Source organism: Myxococcus xanthus, assembly GCF_006402735.1.
Lineage (GTDB): Bacteria > Myxococcota > Myxococcia > Myxococcales > Myxococcaceae > Myxococcus > Myxococcus xanthus_A.
The window spans coordinates 701,485-723,024 of the sequence record NZ_CP017174.1; the positions used below are offsets into that span (position 1 = coordinate 701,485).

Sequence of the window (21,540 nt, forward strand, 5' to 3'; positions counted from 1 at the left end):
TAACTGCGGCGGCATGAGGACCGCCGCGAGGCTGCTGTGGGTGTACCTGGCCGGGGCCCTGTGCTCGTGCGCCGCGCCCGCGCCTCGTGTGTCGCCCGTGCCCCCCGAGGGCGCGACGCCCGTGGGCCCCTTCCTTCCCGAAGCCCGCGCCTTGTTCGAGGGGTGCACGCCGGTGCCGGACCGGGCCGACTCACGGCTGTACCGCTGTGACGGCGTGACGGTGTGGCTGACCGAGCGGGAGGACCTGACGCCCGAGCAGGCATTGACGGAGGCCCAGGCACGAATCACCGAACGGCTGGGGCCCGGTGCCACGGTGGTAGAGGAAGCGCTGCCGCTGGCGGGAAGTCCGTGGCCCTCGGTCCGGGTCGAGGCGTGCGAGGCGGAGGACTGTCGCGCCGCCGGGTATGCATCCGCTGTCACTGGGACACTGGGTCGGGTGCGGCAGGTCGGGTGCGTGGTCCGGGCGCCCGTGCGGCCTCTGCTGGCGCGCTGCCTGGAGTTGCTCGAGTCCCTCGCCTCGAATGGCAGCCCCGAGGGCGAGACGCTGGGACGCGAGGCGCTGCTCGTTCCGCCGCGCCTGCCGTGGCGGGCCCTGGCCGTGCCGGACGGATGTCAGCTCGCCGCGTCCACGGCGCGCGCGGGACGCATCCGCTGTGAGGGGGCATCGCTGTTGTGGAGCCTCTATCAACCGGCACGGTCCGAGGTGACGGAGCGCTGGCGCTCGCAGAGCGTGGCGGAGTTGGTGGACGCGCTGCCGGGAGCGGGGCCCGTCGAGGATGTGCCCTGCCGGCTGGAGAACCTGGACACGCGATGCGCGCGCTTCACGGTGCCTTCTCCCGAGGGGCCGCTGCTCGTGTGGGCCGCGGCCGTGACGTGGGAGGACCGGGCGCTCTTCGCCGCGTGCAGCCACCGGGCCTCCGAGCCTCCATATCCCGCCGTCTGCAATGGCGCGTTCACCCTGCCTTGATGCTGCGAAGGACGGCACCCCGTGTACGAGCTTCAGGACGTCTCCAAATGCTACGGGGCCACGCAGGCCTTGCATCCGCTCAGCTTGAGCCTGCCGACAGGACGCACCACCGTGCTGCTGGGGCCGAGCGGCTGTGGCAAGTCCACGCTGCTGCGCCTGCTCAACGGGTTGTTGCCGTGTGACACCGGGCGAGTCCTCTTCGATGGCAAGCCTCTGCCCACGGGAGGCGAGGCGCTGCTCGCGGTGCGCCATCGCGTGGGGTACGCGCTCCAGGGTGGCGGCCTCTTTCCGCATCTCACGGGCGAGGAGAACGTCACCCTCATGGCGAGCCACCTGCGCTGGCCCGCGGCGAAGACGCGCGAGCGGCTGGATGCATTGGTGGAGTTGACGCGCTTTCCCACGGACGCGCTGGCGCGCTATCCCTCGCAGCTCTCCGGTGGCCAGCGTCAGCGGGTGGCGCTGATGCGCGCGTTGATGTTGGACCCGGACGTGTTGCTGCTGGACGAGCCCCTGGGCGCGTTGGACCCCCTGGTCCGTCACGAGCTGCAAGGTGACCTGCGCGGCATCTTCGCCCGGCTGCGCAAGACGGTGGTGCTGGTGACGCATGACCTGGCGGAGGCGGGCTTCCTGGGGGACAGCATCCTGCTCATGCGAGAGGGACGCGTGGTGCAGCAGGGGCGGCTCGCGGATTTGGAGGCGCGGCCGACGGATGACTTCGTCACCCGGTTCATCCAGGCGCAGCGGCCGCTGCCTGGTGGTGGGCCGGGAGGCGAGGCGTGAGGGTGTGGCTCCTGGTGTTGCTGCTCGTGGGGGCGTGTGGCGGGGCGCCCTCGTCTGGGGACGGCGCGCCCCAGGTGCGCGTGGGCTCCAAGAAGTTCACCGAGTCCGTCATCTTGGGAGAAGCGGTGACGCAGCTCGCGCGGAGCACCGGTGCGCGTGTCACGCACCGGCGGGAGCTGGGCGGTACCACCGTGCTCTGGGAGGCGCTGCGCCGGGGCGAGCTCGACGTGTATCCCGAGTACACGGGCACGCTGCGCCAAGAGCTGCTGTCCGGCCGCCACCTGCCGGACGACGCGGCGCTGCGGGCAGCCCTGGCCGAGGCCGGGCTGCGGATGAGCGAGCCGCTGGGCTTCAACAACACGTATGCCCTGGGCATGAAGGAAGCGGAGGCCGAGCGGCTGGGCATCCGCCGCATCTCCGATTTGCGCGCCCATCCCTCGCTGCGTTTGGGTTTCAGCAACGAGTTCATGGACCGCGCGGACGGCTGGCCCGCCTTGCGGGACAGCTACCGGTTGCCGCAGCGGGACGTGCGCGGGCTGGACCATGATTTGGCGTACCGGGGCATGGAGAGCGGGTCGCTCCAGCTCACGGACCTGTACTCCACCGATGCGGAGATTCAGGCCTACGGGCTGCGCGTGCTGGAGGACGACCTGCACCACTTCCCCGCGTATGACGCCGTGCTGCTGTATCGCGACGACCTGGAGGCGCGGGCGCCCGAGGCACTGGCCGCGATGCTTCGTCTGGAAGGCCGCGTGTCCGAGGAGGACATGGTGAAGCTCAACGCGCAGGCCCGGTTGGAGCGCGTGTCGGAGGGCCGTGTGGCCTCGGGCTTCCTCGCCACGGCGCTGGGGGTCACTTCGGAGGTGCGTGGGGACGGGCTGGCCTCTCGCGTGTGGAAGCGGACGCGTGAGCACCTGTTCCTGGTGGGGGTGTCGCTGCTGGCGGCGATGGCGCTCGCGGTGCCCTTGGGTGTGTTGGCCGCGCGGCGGCCTCGGCTGGGGCGCGGTGTGCTGGGGCTGACAGGTGTCATCCAGACGGTGCCGTCGCTGGCGCTGCTGGTGGTGATGATTCCGCTGCTGGGAATCGGTTCACGTCCGGCGATTGCCGCGTTGTTTCTCTACAGCCTGTTGCCCATTGTCCGGAACACAGCGGCGGGGTTGGCCGGAATCCCACCCGAGGTTCGCGAGTCCGCGGAGGCATTGGGACTGCCCGCACGGGCGCGGCTGTGGCGCATCGAATTGCCCATGGCGGCGCCGTCCATCCTCGCGGGCATCCAGACGGCCGCGGTCATCAACGTGGGCACCGCCACGCTGGGTGCGCTGGTGGGGGCAGGGGGCTACGGCCAGCCGATTCTCACGGGCATCCGGTTGGATGACGTGCGGCTCATCCTGGAGGGAGCGATTCCCGCCGCCGCGCTGGCACTGGTCGCCAGTGGCCTGTTCGACGTCGTGGAGCGTGTGGTGGTGCCCCGGGGGCTGCGGCTGGGCGCGGCGGCGCGTCCACGTTGAGACCTGGGCGGTTGTCGTCAGGGCTCGTCGAGGGCGTCGAGCTGGACCTGGGCGAGCTCTCGATAGAACGGGACGACTTCAACGGCGAGTAACTCCATGAGCGCCGCGCGCGCCCCGTCCGTGTCGCCCGCTTCCTGCCGTCTGTTCGCTTCAGTCAGCGCTCGTGACAGTCGCCAGGAGCCTTCACGGATTCGCTTTGCGACTTCTCTGAGCAGCTCAGTGGCGCTCGCGTTGCCTTGGAGCGCCAGGGCGACGGTGTCGGACGCGATGGCCACGTCGGATGCGGTGTCACGCAGGAGTGCCCGGATTTCGTCCGTGAGCGCGAGCGGTTCGCCCAAGTCGTTGACGCGGCGGTTGAGCTCCCGGATGGCGTGCCAGGTGCGATGTTCCGGCATCGGAGGCCTCTAGCGCTTTCTGCGGCTGCAGTCTTCATAGGGCCACTGCCGTTGCCCTTCGCAGTACCGGAAACAGGCCTAGCAGTCGCCGTCCCATGTCGGCTTCTTTTGATCCCGACACAGGACGTATGTGTTCAGGCAGTGTTCACGCCAACCGTCGTCGGCGTCGTCTCCTTGATCCATGGTGCTGGTTGGGTTCATGGCTGCATCCAAGGCTCCGATGTAAACGGCCACGCCTGGGTTGCGCATGATGCAGCACGATACGCTGTCGGAGCAGGACGCCAGGGCATAGGCGTTGCTGTGGTCCATGTCGCGGCGGGTGCCGCTGACAGTGGCACTGCTGGAACATCCCAACGCCAAGGCCAAGAAGGCGCACGCCATGAAAGTGGCGATGTTCGGTTTTCGCACGGCACGCAGCCTAGCCGCGGCATGTTCTTCCGGCCCCTCGAACGGGAGCGGTTCGCTCAGACCGGCTCGGCGCTCGAAGCGGGCGAGGCTTCCGTCACGACCCTGGGCGCATCCGCGGCCAGGCCCGCCGCGCACAGCACCACCACCGCCATCCACACGAAGTCCGCCAGCAGCAGGTGCACCAGCTGCATCCACACCGGCGCCAGCAGCAGCAGATTGGTGACGCCCGCGCCCAACTGCACCGCGTAGAGCACGGTGATGGCGGACGCCGCGCGCCGCACGTCCTCCGATGGCCGTGCCCGCGCCACCCACCGTGACGCCAGCACCAGGAACGCGCCCACGCTCACCGCCAGCAGCGGGTGCAGCACCCGCAGCTTGATGAGGATGTGTGCCGTCTCCGAAATATCCTGGCGCAAACCCTCCGCCAGCGTCGTGGACGGGAACAGGGTGTCCCCCAGCGCCGCGATGGCGCCACTCACGCCCAGCACCAGCAGCCCCAGGATGCTCAGGCCCATCAGCGCGCCCGGCAGCCCCTGTCCCCGCAGGCTCAGGGGGGCGCGTCCCCGGGAGAACCAGATGACCAGCGTCTGCGCACCCACCAGCAGGAAGGTGTTCACCAGGTGCACGCCCATCCACAGGGCCCGGCCCACGGAGGCGTTGTCCGCCACGTACTTCAGCAGCACGATGCCCGCGCCGACGAGCGCCTCCGTCATCATGAAGAACAGGGCCCAGGCCGCCGCGCTCCGCACCGGGTGGCCCTTGGCGTGCCCCTTCCGGGCCCAGACGTAGAGCGCCACCGCCAGAATCATCGCCAGGCCGCTCGTCAGCCGGTGCGTGTATTCGATGAGCGTCTGGACGCTGGGGGCCCGGGGGATGACCTCGCCATTGCACACCGGCCAGTGGTCTCCACAGCCGGCACCCGAGCCCGTGGCGCGCACGAACGCACCCCACAGAATCACGACCAGCGTGAAGGCAAGCACCCCCAGGCTGAAGGCCTGGAACCGGCGGGACGAGGCAGCGTGGGTCATCACGCTCCCCCTTAACCCACTTCCACCCCCCGCCGCTGTCCCACACGTCGCTTGGACGCTCACCCCGGCCATCAGCGCGGCTGCTCGGCTGTCGGGCCGGCTGGGCATCCAGTGTATCCGGAATGATTCAGATGGATGCTGCCCTGCATCCATTGGATATGCCCGCCCCCTGTCCGGGCGCGCGGATGATTTCCATTTAAGTCAATCACCCTCCCGGGCATTGGCACGCCGGGTGCTTAACACCCCCCCAGTGCATCCGGTGCCGCGGTGGGCGCCGGAGGCACACATCTTTCGCATGAGGCCGCTTCGGTGGCCTCGGCACCCCGGGTTGGAGTTTCCCCCCTCTCCGACCCGTGGGTGTGTTCTTCCAGAGACGTGGACGCACGCATCTCTGGAGTCGCTTCCCACAGGGGTGTGGGGAAACAGGGTGGAGCGCATCGCGGGCTGAGGCCACTCCTCTGGCTTCAGCCCGCGATGCGCATCTGCTCCGCGCCCAGCACCGCGGGGAACGGCCCGTAGGCCATCGACCGCTCAATCACGTTCCGCAACTCGCGCACGTTGCCGGGCCACGGGTGTGACATCAGCGCGGCGATGGCATCTGGCCCCAGTTGCGGCGGCTCCATGCCCTCGGGCGTGAGCTGCCGGACGAAGTGCCGGGCCAGCGCCACCACGTCCTCGCGCCGCTCGCGCAGCGGGGGCACGCGCACCGGCACCACCTGGAGGCGGTAGTAGAGGTCCTCGCGGAAGCGGCCCTCCCGCACCAGCTGGCCCAAATCCCGGTGCGTGGCCGCCACCACCCGGACGTCCACCTCCACCGGTCGCATCTCCCCCAGCGGGAAGACTTCGCCGTTCTCCAGGAAGCGCAGCAGCTTGGGCTGCACCTCCAGGGGGAGCTCGCCAATCTCGTCCAGGAAGAGGGTGCCGCCGTGCGCGGCGCGGATGACGCCCGGATGGTCCGTGGCCGCGCCGGTGTACGCGCCGCGCCGGTAGCCGAAGAGCTGCCCTTCGAAGAGGTCCCGGGGCACCGCGGCGCAGTTGAAGGCCACGTAGGGCCGCTGCGAGCGCGCGGACAAGGCGTGCAGCGCCCGCGCCACCACCTCCTTGCCGGAGCCGGACTCGCCGGTGACGATGACGGTGGCGCGGCTGGAGGACAGGCTCGCCAGCTCCGAGCGCAGCCGCCGCATGGCGGATGAGGCGGCGATGAAGCCCGGCACGTCCGTATCCCGCACGTCCGTGTCGTCACTGGCCAGCGCGGGCACGTCCACCTGGGCAAAGCCTCGCAGGGTGGCGACCTCCATCGCGAAGCCGCCCAGCCGGGACAGCGCCGTCAGCAGCGCGCGGCCGTCCGGGGGCAGGTGGCCCGCGACGCCCAGGCGGAGCCGCCGGCCACAGCCGTCCCCGAACTCCACGGCCTCGGTGGCGGGCACGGAGGTGTCGCCGCCCAGCGGCGTGGCCCGGCCCTGCGAGTCCAGCTCCTCCAGCCGGGGCGCGCAGTGGGGGAAGAGTCCCTCCACCACGGCCAGCAGCTCGCGCTGGATGAGGGGCGCGCCCATGCCGCGCACCGACAGCCGCTCGAAGGGCACCACCAGGGCCTCCGCGCCCAGGCGGGGAGCGCCCTCGGCTTCGCGGGCAGTGGCGTGGGGCTCGCGGGCGACGTAGTGCACGAAGTGCTGCGGGTGCACCACCATGCCCACGCGGCGCAGCTCCGCCTCGCTGGCGGCCAGCAGCTCGCCGGCGGCGGGGTCGCCCTCCATCCGCGCCAGCAGCGCCAGCAGGTGGCGCGTGTAGACGGCCATGCACAGGTCGCCGGTGAGGCTGAAGGTGCCCAGCGCGGCCTCGAGCAGCGACCGGGCCTCGGCGGTGCGCCCGTCCAGGACGTGCAACAAGGCCTCGAAGCGGTGGAGAAGGGCGGAGTGCCACGCGGACGGCATGCGCTCCAGGAAGGCGCGCGCCCGCCGTAGCAGCACCAGGCCCTCGTCTCGCTGGCATGCGTAGACGCGCGCATACGTCTCGTACAGCAGGCATTCGCGGCGCAGGTAGGGCCAGCCGCCCAACTCCATGGTGCGCTGTCCGGCCGCGGCGAAGCCCTCCGCCGCGCGATGCGCGTTGCCCTCGGCGAGGTCGGCCAGCGACTCCGCGAACTGGGCATAGGCCCCGGTGAGTGCCCGCTGGATGGTGCCGTCGTAGGCCGTCAGGTGCCGCGACAGCTTGCGCAGGCCCGGGTACCGGCCACTGAGCAGGTACAGCCGCGCGCGCGTCACCGTCAGGTACAGCGGCGTCCAGCGCAGCTCCTCCACCACCGCGTCCGCTTCATCCAGCACGGCCTCGGCTTCCGCGAAGCGCGCCAGCCGCAGCAGGGCCTCGGCCTCCGCGCGCGCGGCGAAGATGAAGGAGAAGCCGCGCACCATGCGCCCGCCATACGCGGCCTCCCGCGCGCGGCGCACCATCTGGAGCGCCTCGGCTGGCTCGCAGGCCTCGTCCAGCCGGCGCTGGGCCAGGAAGGCCAGGTTGCGCGCCTCCAGGAAGGCGTAACCCATCCGCGCCGCGCCCTGCGCCACCTCGCGGAAGCGCCGCGTGGCCAGGGTGGCCTCGCCGCGCAGGGCCGCCTCGTGGGCGCAGGCGTCCTCGGCGAGCAGTCGCAGGGCCGGGTCCTTCACCCGCACGAGCGCATCCTCCAGCCGTCCGGACCCGTGGGTGATGCGCTCCGCCTCGCCCAGGTAGAAGCCGCAGGCCACCTCGGCCATGCGCAGCTGGCAGCGCACCTCCGGGTCGTCGTGGTTGGCCAGCAGCGCCTCCGCGCGCGCCACGTAAGCGGCGGACTTGTTCGCGTCGAACAGCTTCCCATCCGGTGACGCGTAGAGGTTGGCCGCCATGGCGAGCACGCGCAGCTCCACCTCTTCGGGAAAGATGCCGGCGTCCGCGAACGCCAGGTGGGGCAGCAGCGTGGTGAAGGCGCCCCGGCTGTCCTCGCGGCCCCAGCGCTGGAGATAGGCCAGTCCCACCGCGGCCATGGCCCGCGCGCCCGGGGTGCGCAGCAGTCCCGAGGCCAGCAGTGACAGCAGTTCCTCTTCGGCGGCTCGCCACTCGGCCCGCGTCAGGTGGGTGACGCTGGGGAGGATGCGAGCCAGCTCCTCGGGATGCAGCTCCTGCCGCCGGGACGCGGAGACGACGGGCGTGGGGGCCCCGCCTCGCGCGGCGAGCTGACGGAGCGCCAAGGCCACGCGGCCTCGCGGACGGCGGGCCTGGGGGGCTTCGCTCGGCAGCTCCCAGCGGTAGACGGTGAGAGGGGTGACGCCCAGCAGGCGAGCAAACGCCGCGCGGCTCTGCTCACCTCGCAGGGCGCGGATGGTCTCGGGTTCCCACCCGGCGCTCGCCCCCTTCTCCTCCGGTAACTCCACGGCACCTGCCCCCTTTTTCGCCCCCCGCCAGGGCACATTCTCTACGGAGTTTCCCAGGACGAATGCAAACGGTTGAGCATTTCCGTTTGTTGCACCCTGCATATGCAGCAGGCGACGAATGGCGCGCATCCCCTCCCTGCGGGGACGTGTCGTCGTTATCGTCACCCCGTGCCTCGCGGACGTTCCCAGCCTCCGATTTCCCCGCCTTCCCGTCTCCAATATGAACGCCTGCTCAGGTTGGAGGACGCGCTTTCGGAGGGTCGTGCGCGTGAGGACGCGGCGGTGGAGGCCTGGGTGCGCCGCACCGGGCAGATGCCGCCCCGGAAGATTCGCCGGAAGTGGGAGAAGCAGTGGCGGCGGGAGGCGAAGCACGCCGCCCGCCGCGCCGAACGGGAGGTGCTGTCCAACCGCTCTCGCAACCCCGCGCGGGGCGCCGCCTACGTCACCGCGTCGATAACGTGCGTGCTGATTGCCCTGGCGCAGCCCCGCAGGCTGTGGTGGCTGGTCTTCGTGGCCCTGGGCTTCTTCCTGGCTTCGTTGAAGCACCTGGAGCGCCCCCGTCGTGACGAGGGCCGTGCGCGCGACGCTGGAGCTCCGGAGCGGGCGCCCGTGGGTGTCTCGGCGGGGGAATCGGACGCCCGGGTGGCGAAGGTGGATGCCCTCTGCGTCCGGCTGATGGAGGCCCTGCGCGAGGGGCCCGCGGTGCTGCGCGAGCTGGTGCATGCGCCGGAGCGCACGGTGGAGGCCCTGCGACAGGGCTGTCACGCACTGGTGCGCCGTGAGCGGGAGCTGCGGGCGCTGGCGCCACCGGATGAGGCCCAGCGGCTGGACGCCGAGCGGGACGCGCTGGCCGCGCGGGTGGCTTCGGAAGAGGACGCGGTGGTGCGGGAGCGGCTGGCCGGCGCGCTGGCCGCGCTGGAGGCGCAGCGGCGTCAGCGCGCGGAGCTGGCCACCGCGGCGGCGCGGCTCGAGGCGGAGCACATGCGCCTCTACTACACCCTGGAGGGCCTCTACGCGCAGGTGCTGCGGGTGCGCTCGGCGGACACCGCGGGGGAGGACATCGCTGGGCTGGGGCTGCGGCAGAGCGTGGAGCAGCTCGGCGCGGAGGTGGAGGCGGTGACGCAGGCGCTGGAGGAGGTCCACGCCGCGCCCGGCGGTGGTGGCCGGACGCGGACGCGGTAGAGGCCTGGAGCGTGGGTCACGCCGGTGTGCTGTCCGGCGCGTCTACGTGGGACGCGGTTCGCGGTGGGACGGCCGCCCTCGCCCCCGGCGCTCAGCGGACCTCGGGGCAGTCCCAGACGTTGCGCGTGCCCAGGGGGCGGCAGGTGCAGACGTAGTCGGACCAGATGCCATCCGTACACTGCTGCGTCGTGCCCGGGCCGGGGCACGACGTGTAGTGGAGGTTCCAGCAGAACTGGAGCAGCGGCGGCCGACTGGCGTCGGCGGCCTCCTGGCTCACGAGCTCCTCCGGGTCCACGTCCACCGACAGGTCCTCCGAATCGAAGTCAGACGAGGCGAACGCGGGCAGGGATAGGGACAGGGCGATGAGGAAAGCCTTCTTCATGGGACGGACTCCGTGGGGTGAGAGGGATTGCAGCTGAAGACGAAGCAACTCGAATCCTGGGGAGGCACCTCTATCGTTACCGGTGTGAGGCCGCGAGCGCCTGGGGCTCCTGCTGCGGTGCCTCGGAGGTGGCGGGAAGCAACGGGCCCCCCTCGTATTCCACCCCCTTGGGGTAGGGGAATTCCAGGCCATTGGCGGTGAAGGCCTCGATCAGCAGCCGGTTGAGAAGCCGCTTCACGTCGAAGTGTGTCCCTGGCTGCACCTTGGCTTCGATGCGCATGGTCATCCAGCTCTCGTCCATGCTCTCGATACCCAGAAGCTTGGGGATTTCGGACACCTTCCCCTGCGACAGCATGGGCACCTGCTCGCACACCTGGCGAATCACATCCATCACCTTCTTCAGGTCGCTTTCGTAGGCCACGGCCATGTCCACAATGGCCAGCGTCCAGCCGCGGCTGTAGTTGATGACATTCTTGACCTCGCCATTGCGGAGGATGTGAAGGCGCCCGAAGCGGTCGCGAATGCGGGTGATGCGAGGCGTTATCTCCTCCACCACGCCCTCTGTATCGTTGATGCGGATGTAGTCGCCGTTCAATATCTGGTCTTCGAAGAGCAGGAAGACGCCGTTGACCATGTCCGTAACGATGGCCTGCGAGCCCAGGCCCACGGTGAGGCCGACGATGCCGGCGCCCGCGAGGATGGGGGTGGGGTCCACGCCAATGTCGCTGAGCACCATCATCCCCACCAGGAAGTAGACTAGGTATTTGGAGGTGCTCTGGATGAGGGCGACGAAGGTGTTGCGCCGCCGGGTCGCATCATCCAGGTCGGGGCCGTCCACCTTGAATGCCCGGGCGATGAGCAGCCGGACGAACTCCACGACGACGCTGGCGGCGAAGAACAGGGCGATGACGCGGATGAGCACCGGCCCGTACGGAGCAAAGAGTTCCAGGCCCTGGAACCGGCGGATGATGAGGGTCGCCACCGAGATGTAGACGATGGCCTCCAGGCTCTTCTGCCCCACCGGTAGCAGCCGGCTGAGCGCCATGAAGTACTCCTCGTACTTCGTGGCCGTGTTCTTCGCCGCCCAGGTCCCGACCAGCCGCCCTGACATCAGGTGCAGCAGCGACACCGCCAGGCGCCCGCCGCTGATGGACATCAGCACGAAGAGGATGGTGCCAATGAGCCAGTCGAACACGGTTGGGAGTTGCAGCGAGGTGAGCGCCAGGCCCACCACGAAGTAGGCCAGCACCAGCTTGATGAAGCCGGGGCCCTGCTCCATCGCCTTCTGGGCATGTGCCCTGTGTTCCGGGGGCAGTTGCCATTCATTCAACCTGCGTTCGATTCGCACCAGGAGCTGGCGGGCCGCTCGATCCAGCACCAGGAAGGCCGCCATCAACAGCACCAGCAGCCCCGCACCGCGCCCCAGGTCCGCCAGCCCTTCCGCCGTCACCCCCGCAAGCAAGGCATTGAAGTGGGGGGCCAGGTCCTTCTCCGCCCACAGGGCGAAGCCCAGCACCGCGATGCCGGCGACCACCACCACCAAGGACAGGAGGGCGGCGCTCAGCCGGGCGCGCTTGCGAAGGGCGTCGGCCGCCTGCTCCAGCGCCTTCAGCCCCACCAGCCGGATGCCCCGGTACAGCAGCGCGCTGGAGCCCACGAGAAGGGCCCAGAGCGCGAGCAGCATCAATGTCACGCTCAGGCCGACGAGCCAGGCGTTATTCAATTCGACCGTATCCGCGATTCTGAAGATCTCCATGCAATGCGTGCATATCATGCCGATGGACGCGCTGCGTCTCAGGCTACTCGCTGATGGCGGCGCGAGGCGGAGGCTGCTGCGCCGTGTCCTCCGACGCCGCGATGCGGACGGACTTGATGTTGACGAACTCGTGGATGCCCACGTCCGCCAGCTCGCGCCCGTGGCCGGAGTGCTTCACGCCGCCAAACGGAAGCCTGGCGTCCGACGCCACCAGCGCGTTGACGAACACCATGCCCGCTTCGATGCCGTCGATGAAGCGCCGCTGCTCGGCTTCGTCTTGCGTCCACACGCTGGCGCCCAGGCCGAACGGCGTCGCGTTGGCCAGCTCCAGGGCGTGGTCGACGTCACGCGCGCGCAGCAGCGTGGCCACGGGGCCGAAGAGCTCGTCGTGGAAGGCGGGGGCTTGGGGCGGGGGCTCGGCCAGGACGGTGGCCGGGTAGAAGTTCCCCGGACCCTCTAGGGGCTTGCCGCCCAGGAGCAGCCTCGCGCCGGCCTTCACGCTCGCCTCCACCTGGGCATGGAGCCCGTCGAGGATGCCGCGCGTCGCCAGGGGACCCAGGTCCGTCTTCGCATCCATGGGGTCGCCCACGGTGACGCGCTTCATCCGCTCCACGAAGCGACGCTCGAACTCGGGGTAGATGGCGTCGGCGACGATGAAGCGCTTGGCGGCGATGCAGGACTGGCCGTTGTTGATGAGGCGCGCGGACACCGCCGTCTCCACCGCCTTCTCCAGGTCCGCGCTGGGCATGACGATGAACGGGTCACTGCCGCCCAGCTCCAGCACCACCTTCTTGATGGCCTTGCCCGCGGCGGCGCCCACGGCCCGGCCCGCGCCCTCGCTGCCGGTGAGCGTCACCGCGCGCACGCGGCGGTCCTCGATGACGCGATTGACGTCGGCTGACTCGATGAGCAGCGTCTGGAAGGCGCCGCGTGGGAAGCCCGCCTGAAGGAAGAGTTCCTCCAGGGCCAGCGCGCACTGGGGCACGTTGTGGGCGTGCTTGAGCAGGCCCACGTTCCCCGCCATCAGCGCGGGCGCGGCGAAGCGGACCACCTGCCAGAAGGGGAAGTTCCACGGCATGATGGCCAGCACGGGCCCCAGGGGCTGGTAGCGCACGAAGGCGCGGCCGGTGCCCATGTCGACGAGCCTGTCGCGCAGGAGGGATTCGCCCTTGTCCACGTAGTAGCGGCAGGCCGTGGCGCACTTCTTCGCCTCGGCCTTGGCGGCGTCGAAGGGCTTGCCCATCTCCTGCGTCATGATGCGGCCGTAGCGGTCGGCCTCGGCCTCCAGCAGGTCGGCCGCGCGCCGCAGCCAGATAACGCGGTCGGCGAAGGTCGTCTCGCGGTAGGCGCGGAACGTGTCGGCGGCCGTCTGAAGCTTCGCCTCCAGTTCCTCGGCGGAGAGGGGCGTGAAGGTGCGCAGCGTCTTGCCGGTCGCCGGGTCGATGGTGGAAATGGCCATGGAAGTGCCTCCTTGGGGCCCTGTGATAGCAGCCAGGCGCGGGGAGCCCGTGCCGCTCGTGGCCCGAGCGTCCAGCCGTTCACTCCAGGGCTTTCGCGGCCCCGGCCCCTCCTTTATATGGGGGGCAGGACTGGAGACTGCCATGGCCGACATCATCCGCGAGCGCCGCTTCAACTTCCTCATCGCTGGGGTGCTGTCCTTTTTCATTCCCGGCCTGGGACAGCTCTACAAAGGCCAGTTCCTGCGCGCCGTCCTGTGGTTCCTGATGGTGGGGGCCGGCTACTGGTTCTTCCTCATCCCGGGCTTCGTCCTGCACTTCTTCTGCGTCCTCGGCGCGGCCTTCGGCAGCGCGGGCAGCGACCGCATCCGTCTTCCCGGATAGCCAACGTTCAGCGCGGGAGACGTCCCGCCGGACGCCGGAGTGCATACAGTCACCGCCATGTGGCGGAGGCTCTGGCAGTGGATGTCGGGATGGGACGTGGCGGTGACGCGGCCATTGGGGCTGCTGTTGTTGTTGCTGGTCTGCTGTCTGAGCTTCATCGCCCTGTCAGACGAGGTGGCCGAGGGCGAGACGCAGCAGCTCGATGAACGCATGCTGTTGGCGCTGCGCAATCCCGAGGACCCGGCGCGGCCTCGCGGGCCCTGGTGGCTGCGGCGCACGGCGGAGGACGTGACGGCGCTGGGCGGCGTTCCCGTGCTGACGCTCGCCACCATGGCGGTGTGTGGCTTCCTCCTGCTGGTGAGGCGCTACCGGACGCTGCTGCTCGTGCTGGGCGCGACGCTGGGTGGCGCGGGCCTCAATGTCTTGCTGAAGCAGTTCTTCGCCCGGCCTCGGCCATCCGTGGTGCCGCACCTCACCGAGGTGGTCAGCCAGAGCTTCCCCAGTGGGCACGCCATGCTGTCGGCCACCGTGTACCTCACGCTGGGCGCACTGCTGGCTCAGCTCGCCGAGCGCAGGCGACTCAAAATCTACATCCTCACCGTGGCGCTGCTGCTGCCGTTCCTCGTGGGTCTGACGCGCGTCTACCTGGGCGTGCACTACCCCACGGACGTGCTTGGTGGCTGGGTGGCCGGACTGGCGTGGGCGCTGCTCATGGCGGTCTGCGCGCGGACGCTCCGCCGGCGGAGTCCCGCGCTGCGCGCGGAGGCCCGGCGCCCGGTGGAGTGAAGCGCGGCGGGCCGCGTCATGCCGTCCACCCCATGGCGCCGTTCACTGCGCGAAGCTCCACGGTGCCGTGGTGCCTGGGCGTCCTGTTGGACCCTGGTCCCAGACCTGGCGCCGTGAGAGACATGGGCCCATGAGCCTGTGGGACTGGCTGTCGCGATGGAGCTGGGGCGGCGCGCCGGTGCCCGCCTTCTACGACGAGTCCTACCGGCTGCCCCTCGCCGGCATCGAGTCCTCCGTGGGCATCGAGCCGCGCGGCGTGGACTTCACCACCTGGTATCTCCTGGAGGCCCGCGCGCTGCGCTCCCAGGACGTGCACCACCCGCAGCCGGTGAGCCTCGCCGAACTGTCGCGCGTGCATGACGCCGCCTACCTGGAGTCGCTCGGCCAGCCGGAGACGCTGGCGCGCATCTTCGCCACCAACCCCGCCGACGTGCCAGTGGACGCGCTGCTGTCCAACCTGCGGCGGGTGTGCGGCGGCACGCTGGGCGCGGCGCGGCTCGCGGTGGCGCGCAAGGGCCCGGTGGTGAACATGGCGGGCGGCTTCCACCACGCCGGTCCGGCGCGCGGCGGCGGTTTCTGCGCGGTGAATGACATCGCGATAGCGCTCGCCGCCCTCCACGCGGATGGCTTCGACGGACAGGCCGTGGTGCTCGACCTGGATGCCCACCCGCCGGATGGCACGGCGGAGTGTCTGGCGGGCCAGAAGCGGGCCTGGATTGGCTCGCTGTCCGGCAGCGACTGGGGCGCGCTGTCGCCCGAAGTGGATGAGACGCGCGTCCCCGAGGACACGGACGACAGGACGTACCTGGCCCTGCTCGACGGCCTCCTGGAGCGCATGCCCCGGCCGGACGTGGCCTTCGTCATCGCGGGCAGCGACGTGCTCGCGGGAGACCGCTTCGGCCGCGTGGGCCTGTCCCTGGACGGCGCCCGTCGCAGGGACCGGGCCGTGGCGCGCGCCCTGCGTGGCATCCCCAGCGTCTGGCTTCCAGGCGGGGGCTATCACCGCGACGCGTGGAAGGTGTTCGCGGGCACCGTGCTCGTCCTCGCGGGGCAGGGCCGTCGCCGCATCAAGGCGCGCTATGACCCGCTGAGCGCGCGCTATCAGCGCATCGCCCGCTCACTGACGCGCGAGGGCGCGACGCCGCTGGACGAGCCCATCACCCAGGAGGACCTGGAGGGCTCCCTCGGCCTGAGCGGCGGCCAGCGCCAGCCGCGCATCCTCGGCTACTACACGGCGCAGGCGCTCGAGTACGCCTTCTTCCGCTACGGCCTCCTCTCCTTCGTGGAGCGGCTCGGCTACAGCCGGCTGCGCGTGGCGGTGGGCTCCGTGGGGGAGGGAGACCGGATGGAGGTGCACGGCTGCGCGGCGGGCCAGGAGCACCTGCTGGTGGACTGCGTCGTGGAGCGCCGCGTGCTGGCGGGGGAGCCCTTCCTCTTCGTCAACTGGCTCAGCCTGCGCCACCCTCGCGCCCGCTTCAGCGAGGGGCGCTCGCGGCTCCCCGGCCAGGACGTCCCGGGCCTGGGCCTGGCGCGCGAGGCGACGGAGATGCTGCTCGTGATGGCCCGGCGCCTCGTCCTGGCGGGCGTGGCCTTCCGTCCCATGTGGTTCCACCTGGCGGCGCTGGCGCGCGCGCGCTTCCGCTTCCTCGACCCGGCGCGGCAAGGGCGCTTCGAGGCGCTGCTGCGCGACCTGGGGCAGCTGCCCCTCCTGCAGGTCTCCCAGGCGGTGGTGGACGGCCACGTCCTGCTCAACGGTCAGCCCTACGCGTGGGAGGCGAGCGACATGGTGTCGCGCCTGGAGCCCGCGGCCGGAGACGTGGAGGCCATTGCCCGGGAGCGTGAGCGCTGCCAGTTCACCTGGGAACCCACCCGGCTGGCCACCGGAGCATGATAGGGAACGGGCGTGGACCTGGACGCGCTTCGCCGTGAGCAACACAAGCGCCGGCTCTCCTGGATGCCGTGGCTCTACTTCGTCCTCAAGCCCCGCCACCGCGAATGGGCGGATGCCTGGCAGCGCGAGGTGCAGGCGCTGTTGCGCGAACTGGAGACGGTGGACATCGCGGAGGGGTGCTTCATCGCCCCGGAGGCGCGCATCTTCGCCGAGCCCGGACGCACCGTCTCCATCGGCCCCGGGTGCAGCATCGCCGCAGATGTCTTCCTCCACGGTCCCGTGTCACTCGGACCCCGGGTGAGCATCAACGCCCGGGCGAGCCTGGACGGCGGCGCCGCGGGCATCCGCATCGGCGAGGGCACCCGCATCGCCACCGGGGCCACCCTCTACGCCTTCGACCACGGCATTGCCCCGGACCGGCCCGTGCGCGAGCAACCCGTCACCTCGCGGGGGCTCGTCATCGGCGCGGACGTGTGGGTGGGGGCCAATGCCGGCATCACGGACGGTGTCACCGTGGGGGACCACGCCGTGGTGGCCATGGGGGCCGTCGTCACCCGGGATGTGCCGGAGTGGGCCATTGTCGCGGGCGTGCCGGCCCGCGTCGTGGGGGACCGGCGGCAGCGGCCCCGCTCAGGTGCTCCGGGTGGATGGGAGCCCGAAGACGGAGCGTGAACTTCTCCCGCCTTCATTGACTTCCAGTTATTGAGACCCAATATGCTTCGGGTCGACGTCGCCACGGGAGGGGAACCGCAGGGTCTGGATTCGCTCCCGGCAGCCGTAGGTGCTGTCAGGGCTCCGGCCCCTCTCCGATGAGGCGCTAGGGAGGCCAGCACGTGGCAGACGAGCAACGGGACGCGGCGGTCATGGACGCTCCCGGGAAGGCTTCAGGGACAGTTCCCGCCGACATGGCGTGTGAGCTGCTCCCTCCCATGAAGTCGCAGGCGTCACACGCCGGGAGCCAGGTGGAGTCCGAGCGTTTCCAGCACCTGTCCGAGCTGCTGCACGAGGTGGTGTTCCAGCTCGACGCGCAGGGGCGGCTCACGGTGCTGGGGGGGGCCTGGGCGCGGCTCACCGGGACGCCCGTGTCCGCGTGGCGGGGCCGCGCGCTCCTGGAGGCCATCCACCCGGAGGACCGCGAGCGCGCCCAGGCGTTGCTGGCGTACACGCCCGGCACCGCCGTTTCGCGCCAGGAAGTGCGCGTGGACACGGGCGGCGGCCATGGCGTCCGCTGGGTGGAGCTGTCCGCCCGGGCCCTGGCCACCGTGCCGGGCGAGGTGATGGGGACGCTCCTGGACGTGACGTCGCGGCGCACCGCCGAGGAGGCCGTCACCACCCGCGAGCGCTACCTGGAAGCCATGGTGCAGGTGCAGCGGCGGATGATGGGGCACGAACTGCCGGATGACCTGTACGGCGCCGTCGTCGAGCCGCTGGGCCACGTGTCCGCCGCCAGCCGCGTCTACGTCTTCGAGATGCACTTCGCCGAGAACGGCACGCTGCTGGCGTCGCAGCGCGCGGAGTGGTGCGAGCCCGGGGTTCCTCCCAACCTGGAGGACCCCAACATGCACGGCCTGCCCTTCGACGAGGCCCTGAGGCCCCACCAGTCCGAACAGCTGCAGCGCGGCGAGCCGGTGCAGGGCCAGCCGCGCGACTTCTCGGAGCTGCTGGCGCCCATGCTGGAGGCGCAGGGCGTCCGCTCCGTGCTGCTGCTGCCCATGCACGTCCACGGGCAGCTCTTCGGCGTCATCGGCTTCGACAACTGTCGCGAGCCCCATTCCTGGGGCCCCATCGAGGTGAACCTGCTGTCGGGTGCGGCGGGCGCGCTGTCCCTGGCGCTGGAGCAGCGCACGGCCAACGCGCTGCGCATGCGCACGGAGACGACGCTGCGGCGCACCGAGGCCGGCGTCCACCTGCTCATCGAGGCCTTCCCGGACCCGGTGCTGGTGCACGTGGGCGACGGCGTGCTGCTCTCCGTCAACCCGGCGCTGGTGCAGTACCTGGGCTTCCGCGACGCCTCGGAGCTGGTGGGCCGCCACATGCTGGACCTGGTCCGCCCCGAGGACCGGGGGGCCGCGCAGCTCCACCTGAGCCAGGCGCTGGAGGGCAAGAGCGCGGCGCGCGTGGTGGAGATGCCGCTGGTGCGCAGCGATGGCGAGGTGGTGGTGGCGGACCTGGTGACGCTGGCCGTGGTGCTGGATGGCTCGCCCGCGCGCATCACCGTGGCGCGCGACTTCACCGAGCGCAAGCGCACCCAGGCGCAGCTCATGCTGACCGACCGCATGGCCTCCATGGGCCTTCTGGCCGCCGGCATCGCCCACGAGCTGAACAACCCCCTGGCCTACGTGCTGTCCAACCTGGACTTCCTCCACAGCGCCGTGGGCGGCGTGCGTCCACGGATGCTCTCCCCGGAGGACATGGTGGAGCTGCGGCAGGTGCTCGACGACGCCCGCGAGGGCGCCGAGCGCATGCGCCAGATTGTCCGCCAGCTGCGCGTCTTCTCCCGCGTGGAGGACGGCAAGGAAGAGTCGGTGGACGTCCACGCGGTGCTCGAATCCGTGACGCAGATGGCCGCCAGCGTGGTGCGCGCCCGCGCCCGGCTGGTGAAGGACTACGGGGATGTGCCGCTCGTCCGTGGCAACGAGGGCAAGCTGTTCCAGGTGTTCCTCAACCTCCTCATCAACGCCGCGCACGCCATCGAAGAGGGCGACTCGGAGGCGAACGAAATCCGCCTCACCACCCGCGCGGAGGTGGGCGGCCGGGTGATGGTGGTGGTGAGCGACACGGGCCAGGGCATCCCCCCGGAGCACCTGCGCCGCATCTTCGACCCCTTCTTCACCACCAAGTCCTCCGGCCTGGGCACCGGCCTGGGGCTGTCCATCTGTGACACGATTGTGACGGCGCTGGGCGGCCACATCTCCGTGGAGTCGTCGGTGGGGGCCGGCACCACCTTCCGCGTGGCGCTCAACCCCGCGCCGCCCAAGGCCCCGGCGAACCGGCCGGGCGCGTGAGCGCTGAGACGGCCGGTGTCACCTCCGGCCTTCGCGCGGACTGTAGCCCTCTCGACGGCTCGTTCTTCCGGTACTGCGCGCCCGCCCTGAAGCGTTATCCACTTCCACCCCAGGGGGATGTCCCCTGGCTCCTTGGAGGCAGGCCATGCGCACCCACTTCGTCCGGCACCTGCTGGCGCTCTCGCTCGTGCTCGCGACGGGCGCCCAGGCGGCCAGCCAGCCCTGGCGGACCTCCCCTCATCCCGAGTCCGCCGCGTCCGGCCTGACGGGCGCGTGCGAGGACGCGCGGGACTTCCTGCTGGGCACGGGCAGCGCCGACATCACCGGCCCCGCCGCCGAGGTGGGGATGATGGGCTACGGCATGGTGGAGCAGCAGACCACCGGCATCCACCAGCGGCTGCGCTCGCGCGCGTTCGTCATCGCCTCGCCCTGCAACGGCAAGCGGGTGGCCTTCGTCAGCGCGGACCTGGGCATGGTGTTCCAGGCGGTGAAGCAGCAGGTCGTGGAGCGGCTGCGCGCGCGTTATGGCGACCTGTACACCGACGACAACGTGCTGCTGAGCGCCACCCACACCCACTCCGGGCCCGGGGGCTATTCGCACTACACCTTCTACAACCTCACCACGCTGGGCTTCTCGCCGCAGAACTTCGAGGCCATCGTCTCCGGCATCGTCGCCTCCATCGTCCGGGCGCATGAGCGGCTCGCCGAGGGCACGCTGCGCCTGTCGTCGGGGGAGTTGTTCGGCGCCAGCCGCAACCGTTCCCCCAACGCCTACCTGCTCAATCCAGCCGAGGAGCGCGCCCGCTACGCGCACGACGTGGACACGCGGATGACGCTGCTGCGCCTCACCCGCGCGGATGGCACCGACATGGGGCTCATCAACTGGTTCGCGGTGCATGCCACGTCCATGGGCAACGGCAACACGCTCATCAGCGGCGACAACAAGGGCCTGGCCTCGTACCTCGCCGAGCAGGCGCAGGGGGCCGGGGACACGTTCGTCGCCGCCTTCGCCAACGCCAACGAGGGCGACGTGACGCCCAACATCCTGGGCGGCACCCACGGCGGCGGCGCCAATGACTTCGAGGACACGGACCTCTCTGGCCGCAAGCAGTACGACTTCGCCGCGAAGCTGTGGGCGGAAGCGAAAACGCCGCTCACGGGCGGTGTGGACTACCGGCATGTCTACGTGAAGATGGACGCGGTGGACGTGGCGCCATCCTTCGCGGACGGCGCGCCGCGAGCCACCTGCCCGGCCGCCATCGGCGTGTCCATGCTGGCGGGGGCGGAGGACGGGCCGGGCGTCGGCGTGGAGGGCGTCACCTGCGCCGCTGGCCAGAATGCCTGGGGGCAGTTCAGTTGCTCGCTCGCCACCACGCCGTGTCAGGCGGAGAAGCCCATCGTCCTGGAGACGGGCAGCATGCGGCCCTTCCCGTGGACGCCGGAGGTGCTGCCCCTTCAATTGGTCACCATCGGCAACCTGGCGCTGGTGGCGGTGCCCTTCGAGCTGACGACCATGGCCGGACGCCGCCTGCGCGACACCGTGGAGACAGCGCTGGCGCCCGCGGGCGTGACGGACGTCGTCATCGCGGGCCTGTCCAATGCCTATTCGGGCTACGTGGCCACCCGCGAGGAATACGCGCGCCAGGACTATGAAGGCGCCTCCACGCACTTCGGCCCGTGGACGCTCGCGGCCCTCCAGCAGAACTTCCACCTGCTGGCCACGTCGCTGCGGGACGGCGCCGGTGTGCCTCCCGGGCCCACGCCCAGGGACTTGCGCAAGGAGCAGCTCAGCCTGCAACCCGGCGTGGTGTTCGACGACAAGCTCTTGTGGGTGGACTTCGGCGAGGTCGTCACCGACGCGCGGCCCACGTACTCGCGCGGCGACACGGCGAGCGCCACCTTCTGGGGGGGGCATCCCAAGAATGACCTGCGCCTGGAGGGCACCTTCCAGCGCGTGCAGCGGCGCGAGCCGGACGGCACCTGGACGGACGTGGCCACCGACGCGGACCCGGCCACGCGCTACCAGTGGCGGCGCGAGAACTGCGTGCCCACGTTGGCGTGCTCCCACGTCATCGTGACGTGGGGCATCCCCGACGACACGGTGCCGGGCACGTACCGGCTCGTCCACGAAGGCAACTGGAAGTCGGGCTGGGATGGCAACGTGCGGCCCTACTCCGGTGCCTCGCGGACCTTCACGGTGAAGTGACGCGCGG

General features: G+C 70.7%; 17 protein-coding genes. 10 read left to right on the forward strand and 7 right to left on the reverse strand.

Annotated elements, in window-relative coordinates; genetic code table 11:
* Positions 1 to 13: 13 nt before the first annotated feature.
* The 3 genes from BHS09_RS03055 to BHS09_RS03065 are packed head-to-tail and all read left to right on the forward strand — an operon-like array spanning position 14 to position 3,255.
* Entirely contained in the window at positions 14 to 967 is a 954-nt protein-coding gene (locus BHS09_RS03055; RefSeq protein ID WP_174260485.1) for a hypothetical protein, read from the forward strand.
* A 21-nt stretch (positions 968 to 988) separates the two neighbouring features.
* Entirely contained in the window at positions 989 to 1,747 is a 759-nt protein-coding gene (locus BHS09_RS03060; protein ID WP_140787052.1) for an ATP-binding cassette domain-containing protein, read from the forward strand.
* On the forward strand, positions 1,744 to 3,255 hold the full coding sequence (locus BHS09_RS03065; RefSeq protein ID WP_140797111.1) for an ABC transporter permease/substrate-binding protein: 1,512 nt from the start codon (positions 1,744 to 1,746) through the stop codon (positions 3,253 to 3,255). Before BHS09_RS03060 ends, BHS09_RS03065 begins: the two co-directional genes overlap by 4 nt.
* Positions 3,256 to 3,272: 17 nt before the next feature.
* Here the strand turns inward: BHS09_RS03065 and BHS09_RS03070 are convergent, their stop codons facing one another.
* The 4 genes from BHS09_RS03070 to BHS09_RS03085 form a co-directional block, all read right to left on the reverse strand.
* Positions 3,273 to 3,650, reverse strand: a complete 378-nt coding sequence (locus tag BHS09_RS03070) for a DUSAM domain-containing protein (RefSeq protein WP_140797112.1) — start codon at positions 3,648 to 3,650, stop codon at positions 3,273 to 3,275.
* Between the two features lie 78 nt (positions 3,651 to 3,728).
* Positions 3,729 to 4,058, reverse strand: coding sequence for a hypothetical protein (locus tag BHS09_RS03075; RefSeq protein ID WP_237080167.1), 330 nt, complete (start codon positions 4,056 to 4,058; stop codon positions 3,729 to 3,731).
* Between the two features lie 56 nt (positions 4,059 to 4,114).
* Complete coding sequence (locus tag BHS09_RS03080) at positions 4,115 to 5,086, reverse strand: COX15/CtaA family protein (RefSeq protein WP_140797113.1); 972 nt, start codon at positions 5,084 to 5,086, stop codon at positions 4,115 to 4,117.
* Between the two features lie 464 nt (positions 5,087 to 5,550).
* Positions 5,551 to 8,484, reverse strand: a complete 2,934-nt coding sequence (locus BHS09_RS03085) for a sigma-54-dependent transcriptional regulator (protein ID WP_140797114.1) — start codon at positions 8,482 to 8,484, stop codon at positions 5,551 to 5,553.
* Positions 8,485 to 8,580: 96 nt separating this feature from the next.
* On the opposite strand from BHS09_RS03085, the gene BHS09_RS03090 reads away from it, so the two are divergent.
* Positions 8,581 to 9,666: a hypothetical protein gene (locus BHS09_RS03090; RefSeq protein WP_140800599.1), complete on the forward strand. Its 1,086-nt coding sequence runs from the start codon at positions 8,581 to 8,583 to the stop codon at positions 9,664 to 9,666.
* A 91-nt stretch (positions 9,667 to 9,757) separates the two neighbouring features.
* Here the strand turns inward: BHS09_RS03090 and BHS09_RS03095 are convergent, their stop codons facing one another.
* From BHS09_RS03095 to BHS09_RS03105, 3 genes are all read right to left on the reverse strand, one after another.
* Positions 9,758 to 10,048 (reverse strand): hypothetical protein, encoded by a 291-nt coding sequence (locus BHS09_RS03095; protein WP_237078002.1) that lies wholly within the window; start codon positions 10,046 to 10,048, stop codon positions 9,758 to 9,760.
* A gap of 76 nt (positions 10,049 to 10,124) precedes the next feature.
* On the reverse strand, positions 10,125 to 11,804 hold the full coding sequence (locus BHS09_RS03100; RefSeq protein ID WP_237078003.1) for a mechanosensitive ion channel family protein: 1,680 nt from the start codon (positions 11,802 to 11,804) through the stop codon (positions 10,125 to 10,127).
* A 43-nt stretch (positions 11,805 to 11,847) separates the two neighbouring features.
* A complete protein-coding gene (locus BHS09_RS03105; RefSeq protein ID WP_140787060.1) occupies positions 11,848 to 13,263 on the reverse strand; it encodes an NAD-dependent succinate-semialdehyde dehydrogenase in 1,416 nt (471 codons plus the stop codon).
* Positions 13,264 to 13,405: 142 nt separating this feature from the next.
* Here BHS09_RS03105 and BHS09_RS03110 point away from each other — a divergent pair, with 142 nt between their 5' ends.
* The 6 genes from BHS09_RS03110 (at position 13,406) to BHS09_RS03135 (ending at position 21,533) form a co-directional block, all read left to right on the forward strand.
* A complete protein-coding gene (locus BHS09_RS03110) occupies positions 13,406 to 13,645 on the forward strand; it encodes a hypothetical protein (protein ID WP_140787062.1) in 240 nt (79 codons plus the stop codon).
* 81 nt (positions 13,646 to 13,726) lie between these two features.
* Positions 13,727 to 14,431, forward strand: a complete 705-nt coding sequence (locus BHS09_RS03115) for a phosphatase PAP2 family protein (protein WP_140787064.1) — start codon at positions 13,727 to 13,729, stop codon at positions 14,429 to 14,431.
* A gap of 130 nt (positions 14,432 to 14,561) precedes the next feature.
* Positions 14,562 to 16,322 (forward strand): histone deacetylase family protein, encoded by a 1,761-nt coding sequence (locus tag BHS09_RS03120; protein ID WP_140787066.1) that lies wholly within the window; start codon positions 14,562 to 14,564, stop codon positions 16,320 to 16,322.
* Positions 16,323 to 16,334: 12 nt separating this feature from the next.
* Entirely contained in the window at positions 16,335 to 16,994 is a 660-nt protein-coding gene (locus BHS09_RS03125) for an acyltransferase (protein WP_140787067.1), read from the forward strand.
* Between the two features lie 161 nt (positions 16,995 to 17,155).
* Complete coding sequence (locus BHS09_RS03130; RefSeq protein ID WP_140797115.1) at positions 17,156 to 19,327, forward strand: ATP-binding protein; 2,172 nt, start codon at positions 17,156 to 17,158, stop codon at positions 19,325 to 19,327.
* A 145-nt stretch (positions 19,328 to 19,472) separates the two neighbouring features.
* Positions 19,473 to 21,533: a neutral/alkaline ceramidase gene (locus BHS09_RS03135; RefSeq protein ID WP_140797116.1), complete on the forward strand. Its 2,061-nt coding sequence runs from the start codon at positions 19,473 to 19,475 to the stop codon at positions 21,531 to 21,533.
* Positions 21,534 to 21,540 lie beyond the last annotated feature (7 nt).

What these genes read in the sequence shown, in the direction of transcription:
- BHS09_RS03055 (WP_174260485.1), top strand. Translation starts at nt 14, where the DNA reads ATGAGGACCGCCGCGAGGCTGCTGTGGGTGTACCTGGCCGGGGCCCTG.
- BHS09_RS03070 (WP_140797112.1), bottom strand. Translation starts at nt 3,650, where the DNA reads ATGCCGGAACATCGCACCTGGCACGCCATCCGGGAGCTCAACCGCCGC.
- BHS09_RS03080 (WP_140797113.1), bottom strand. Translation starts at nt 5,086, where the DNA reads ATGACCCACGCTGCCTCGTCCCGCCGGTTCCAGGCCTTCAGCCTGGGG.
- BHS09_RS03095 (WP_237078002.1), bottom strand. Translation starts at nt 10,048, where the DNA reads ATGAAGAAGGCTTTCCTCATCGCCCTGTCCCTATCCCTGCCCGCGTTC.
- BHS09_RS03100 (WP_237078003.1), bottom strand. Translation starts at nt 11,804, where the DNA reads ATGGAGATCTTCAGAATCGCGGATACGGTCGAATTGAATAACGCCTGG.
- BHS09_RS03105 (WP_140787060.1), bottom strand. Translation starts at nt 13,263, where the DNA reads ATGGCCATTTCCACCATCGACCCGGCGACCGGCAAGACGCTGCGCACC.
- BHS09_RS03110 (WP_140787062.1), top strand. Translation starts at nt 13,406, where the DNA reads ATGGCCGACATCATCCGCGAGCGCCGCTTCAACTTCCTCATCGCTGGG.
- BHS09_RS03115 (WP_140787064.1), top strand. Translation starts at nt 13,727, where the DNA reads ATGTCGGGATGGGACGTGGCGGTGACGCGGCCATTGGGGCTGCTGTTG.
- BHS09_RS03120 (WP_140787066.1), top strand. Translation starts at nt 14,562, where the DNA reads ATGAGCCTGTGGGACTGGCTGTCGCGATGGAGCTGGGGCGGCGCGCCG.
- BHS09_RS03135 (WP_140797116.1), top strand. Translation starts at nt 19,473, where the DNA reads ATGCGCACCCACTTCGTCCGGCACCTGCTGGCGCTCTCGCTCGTGCTC.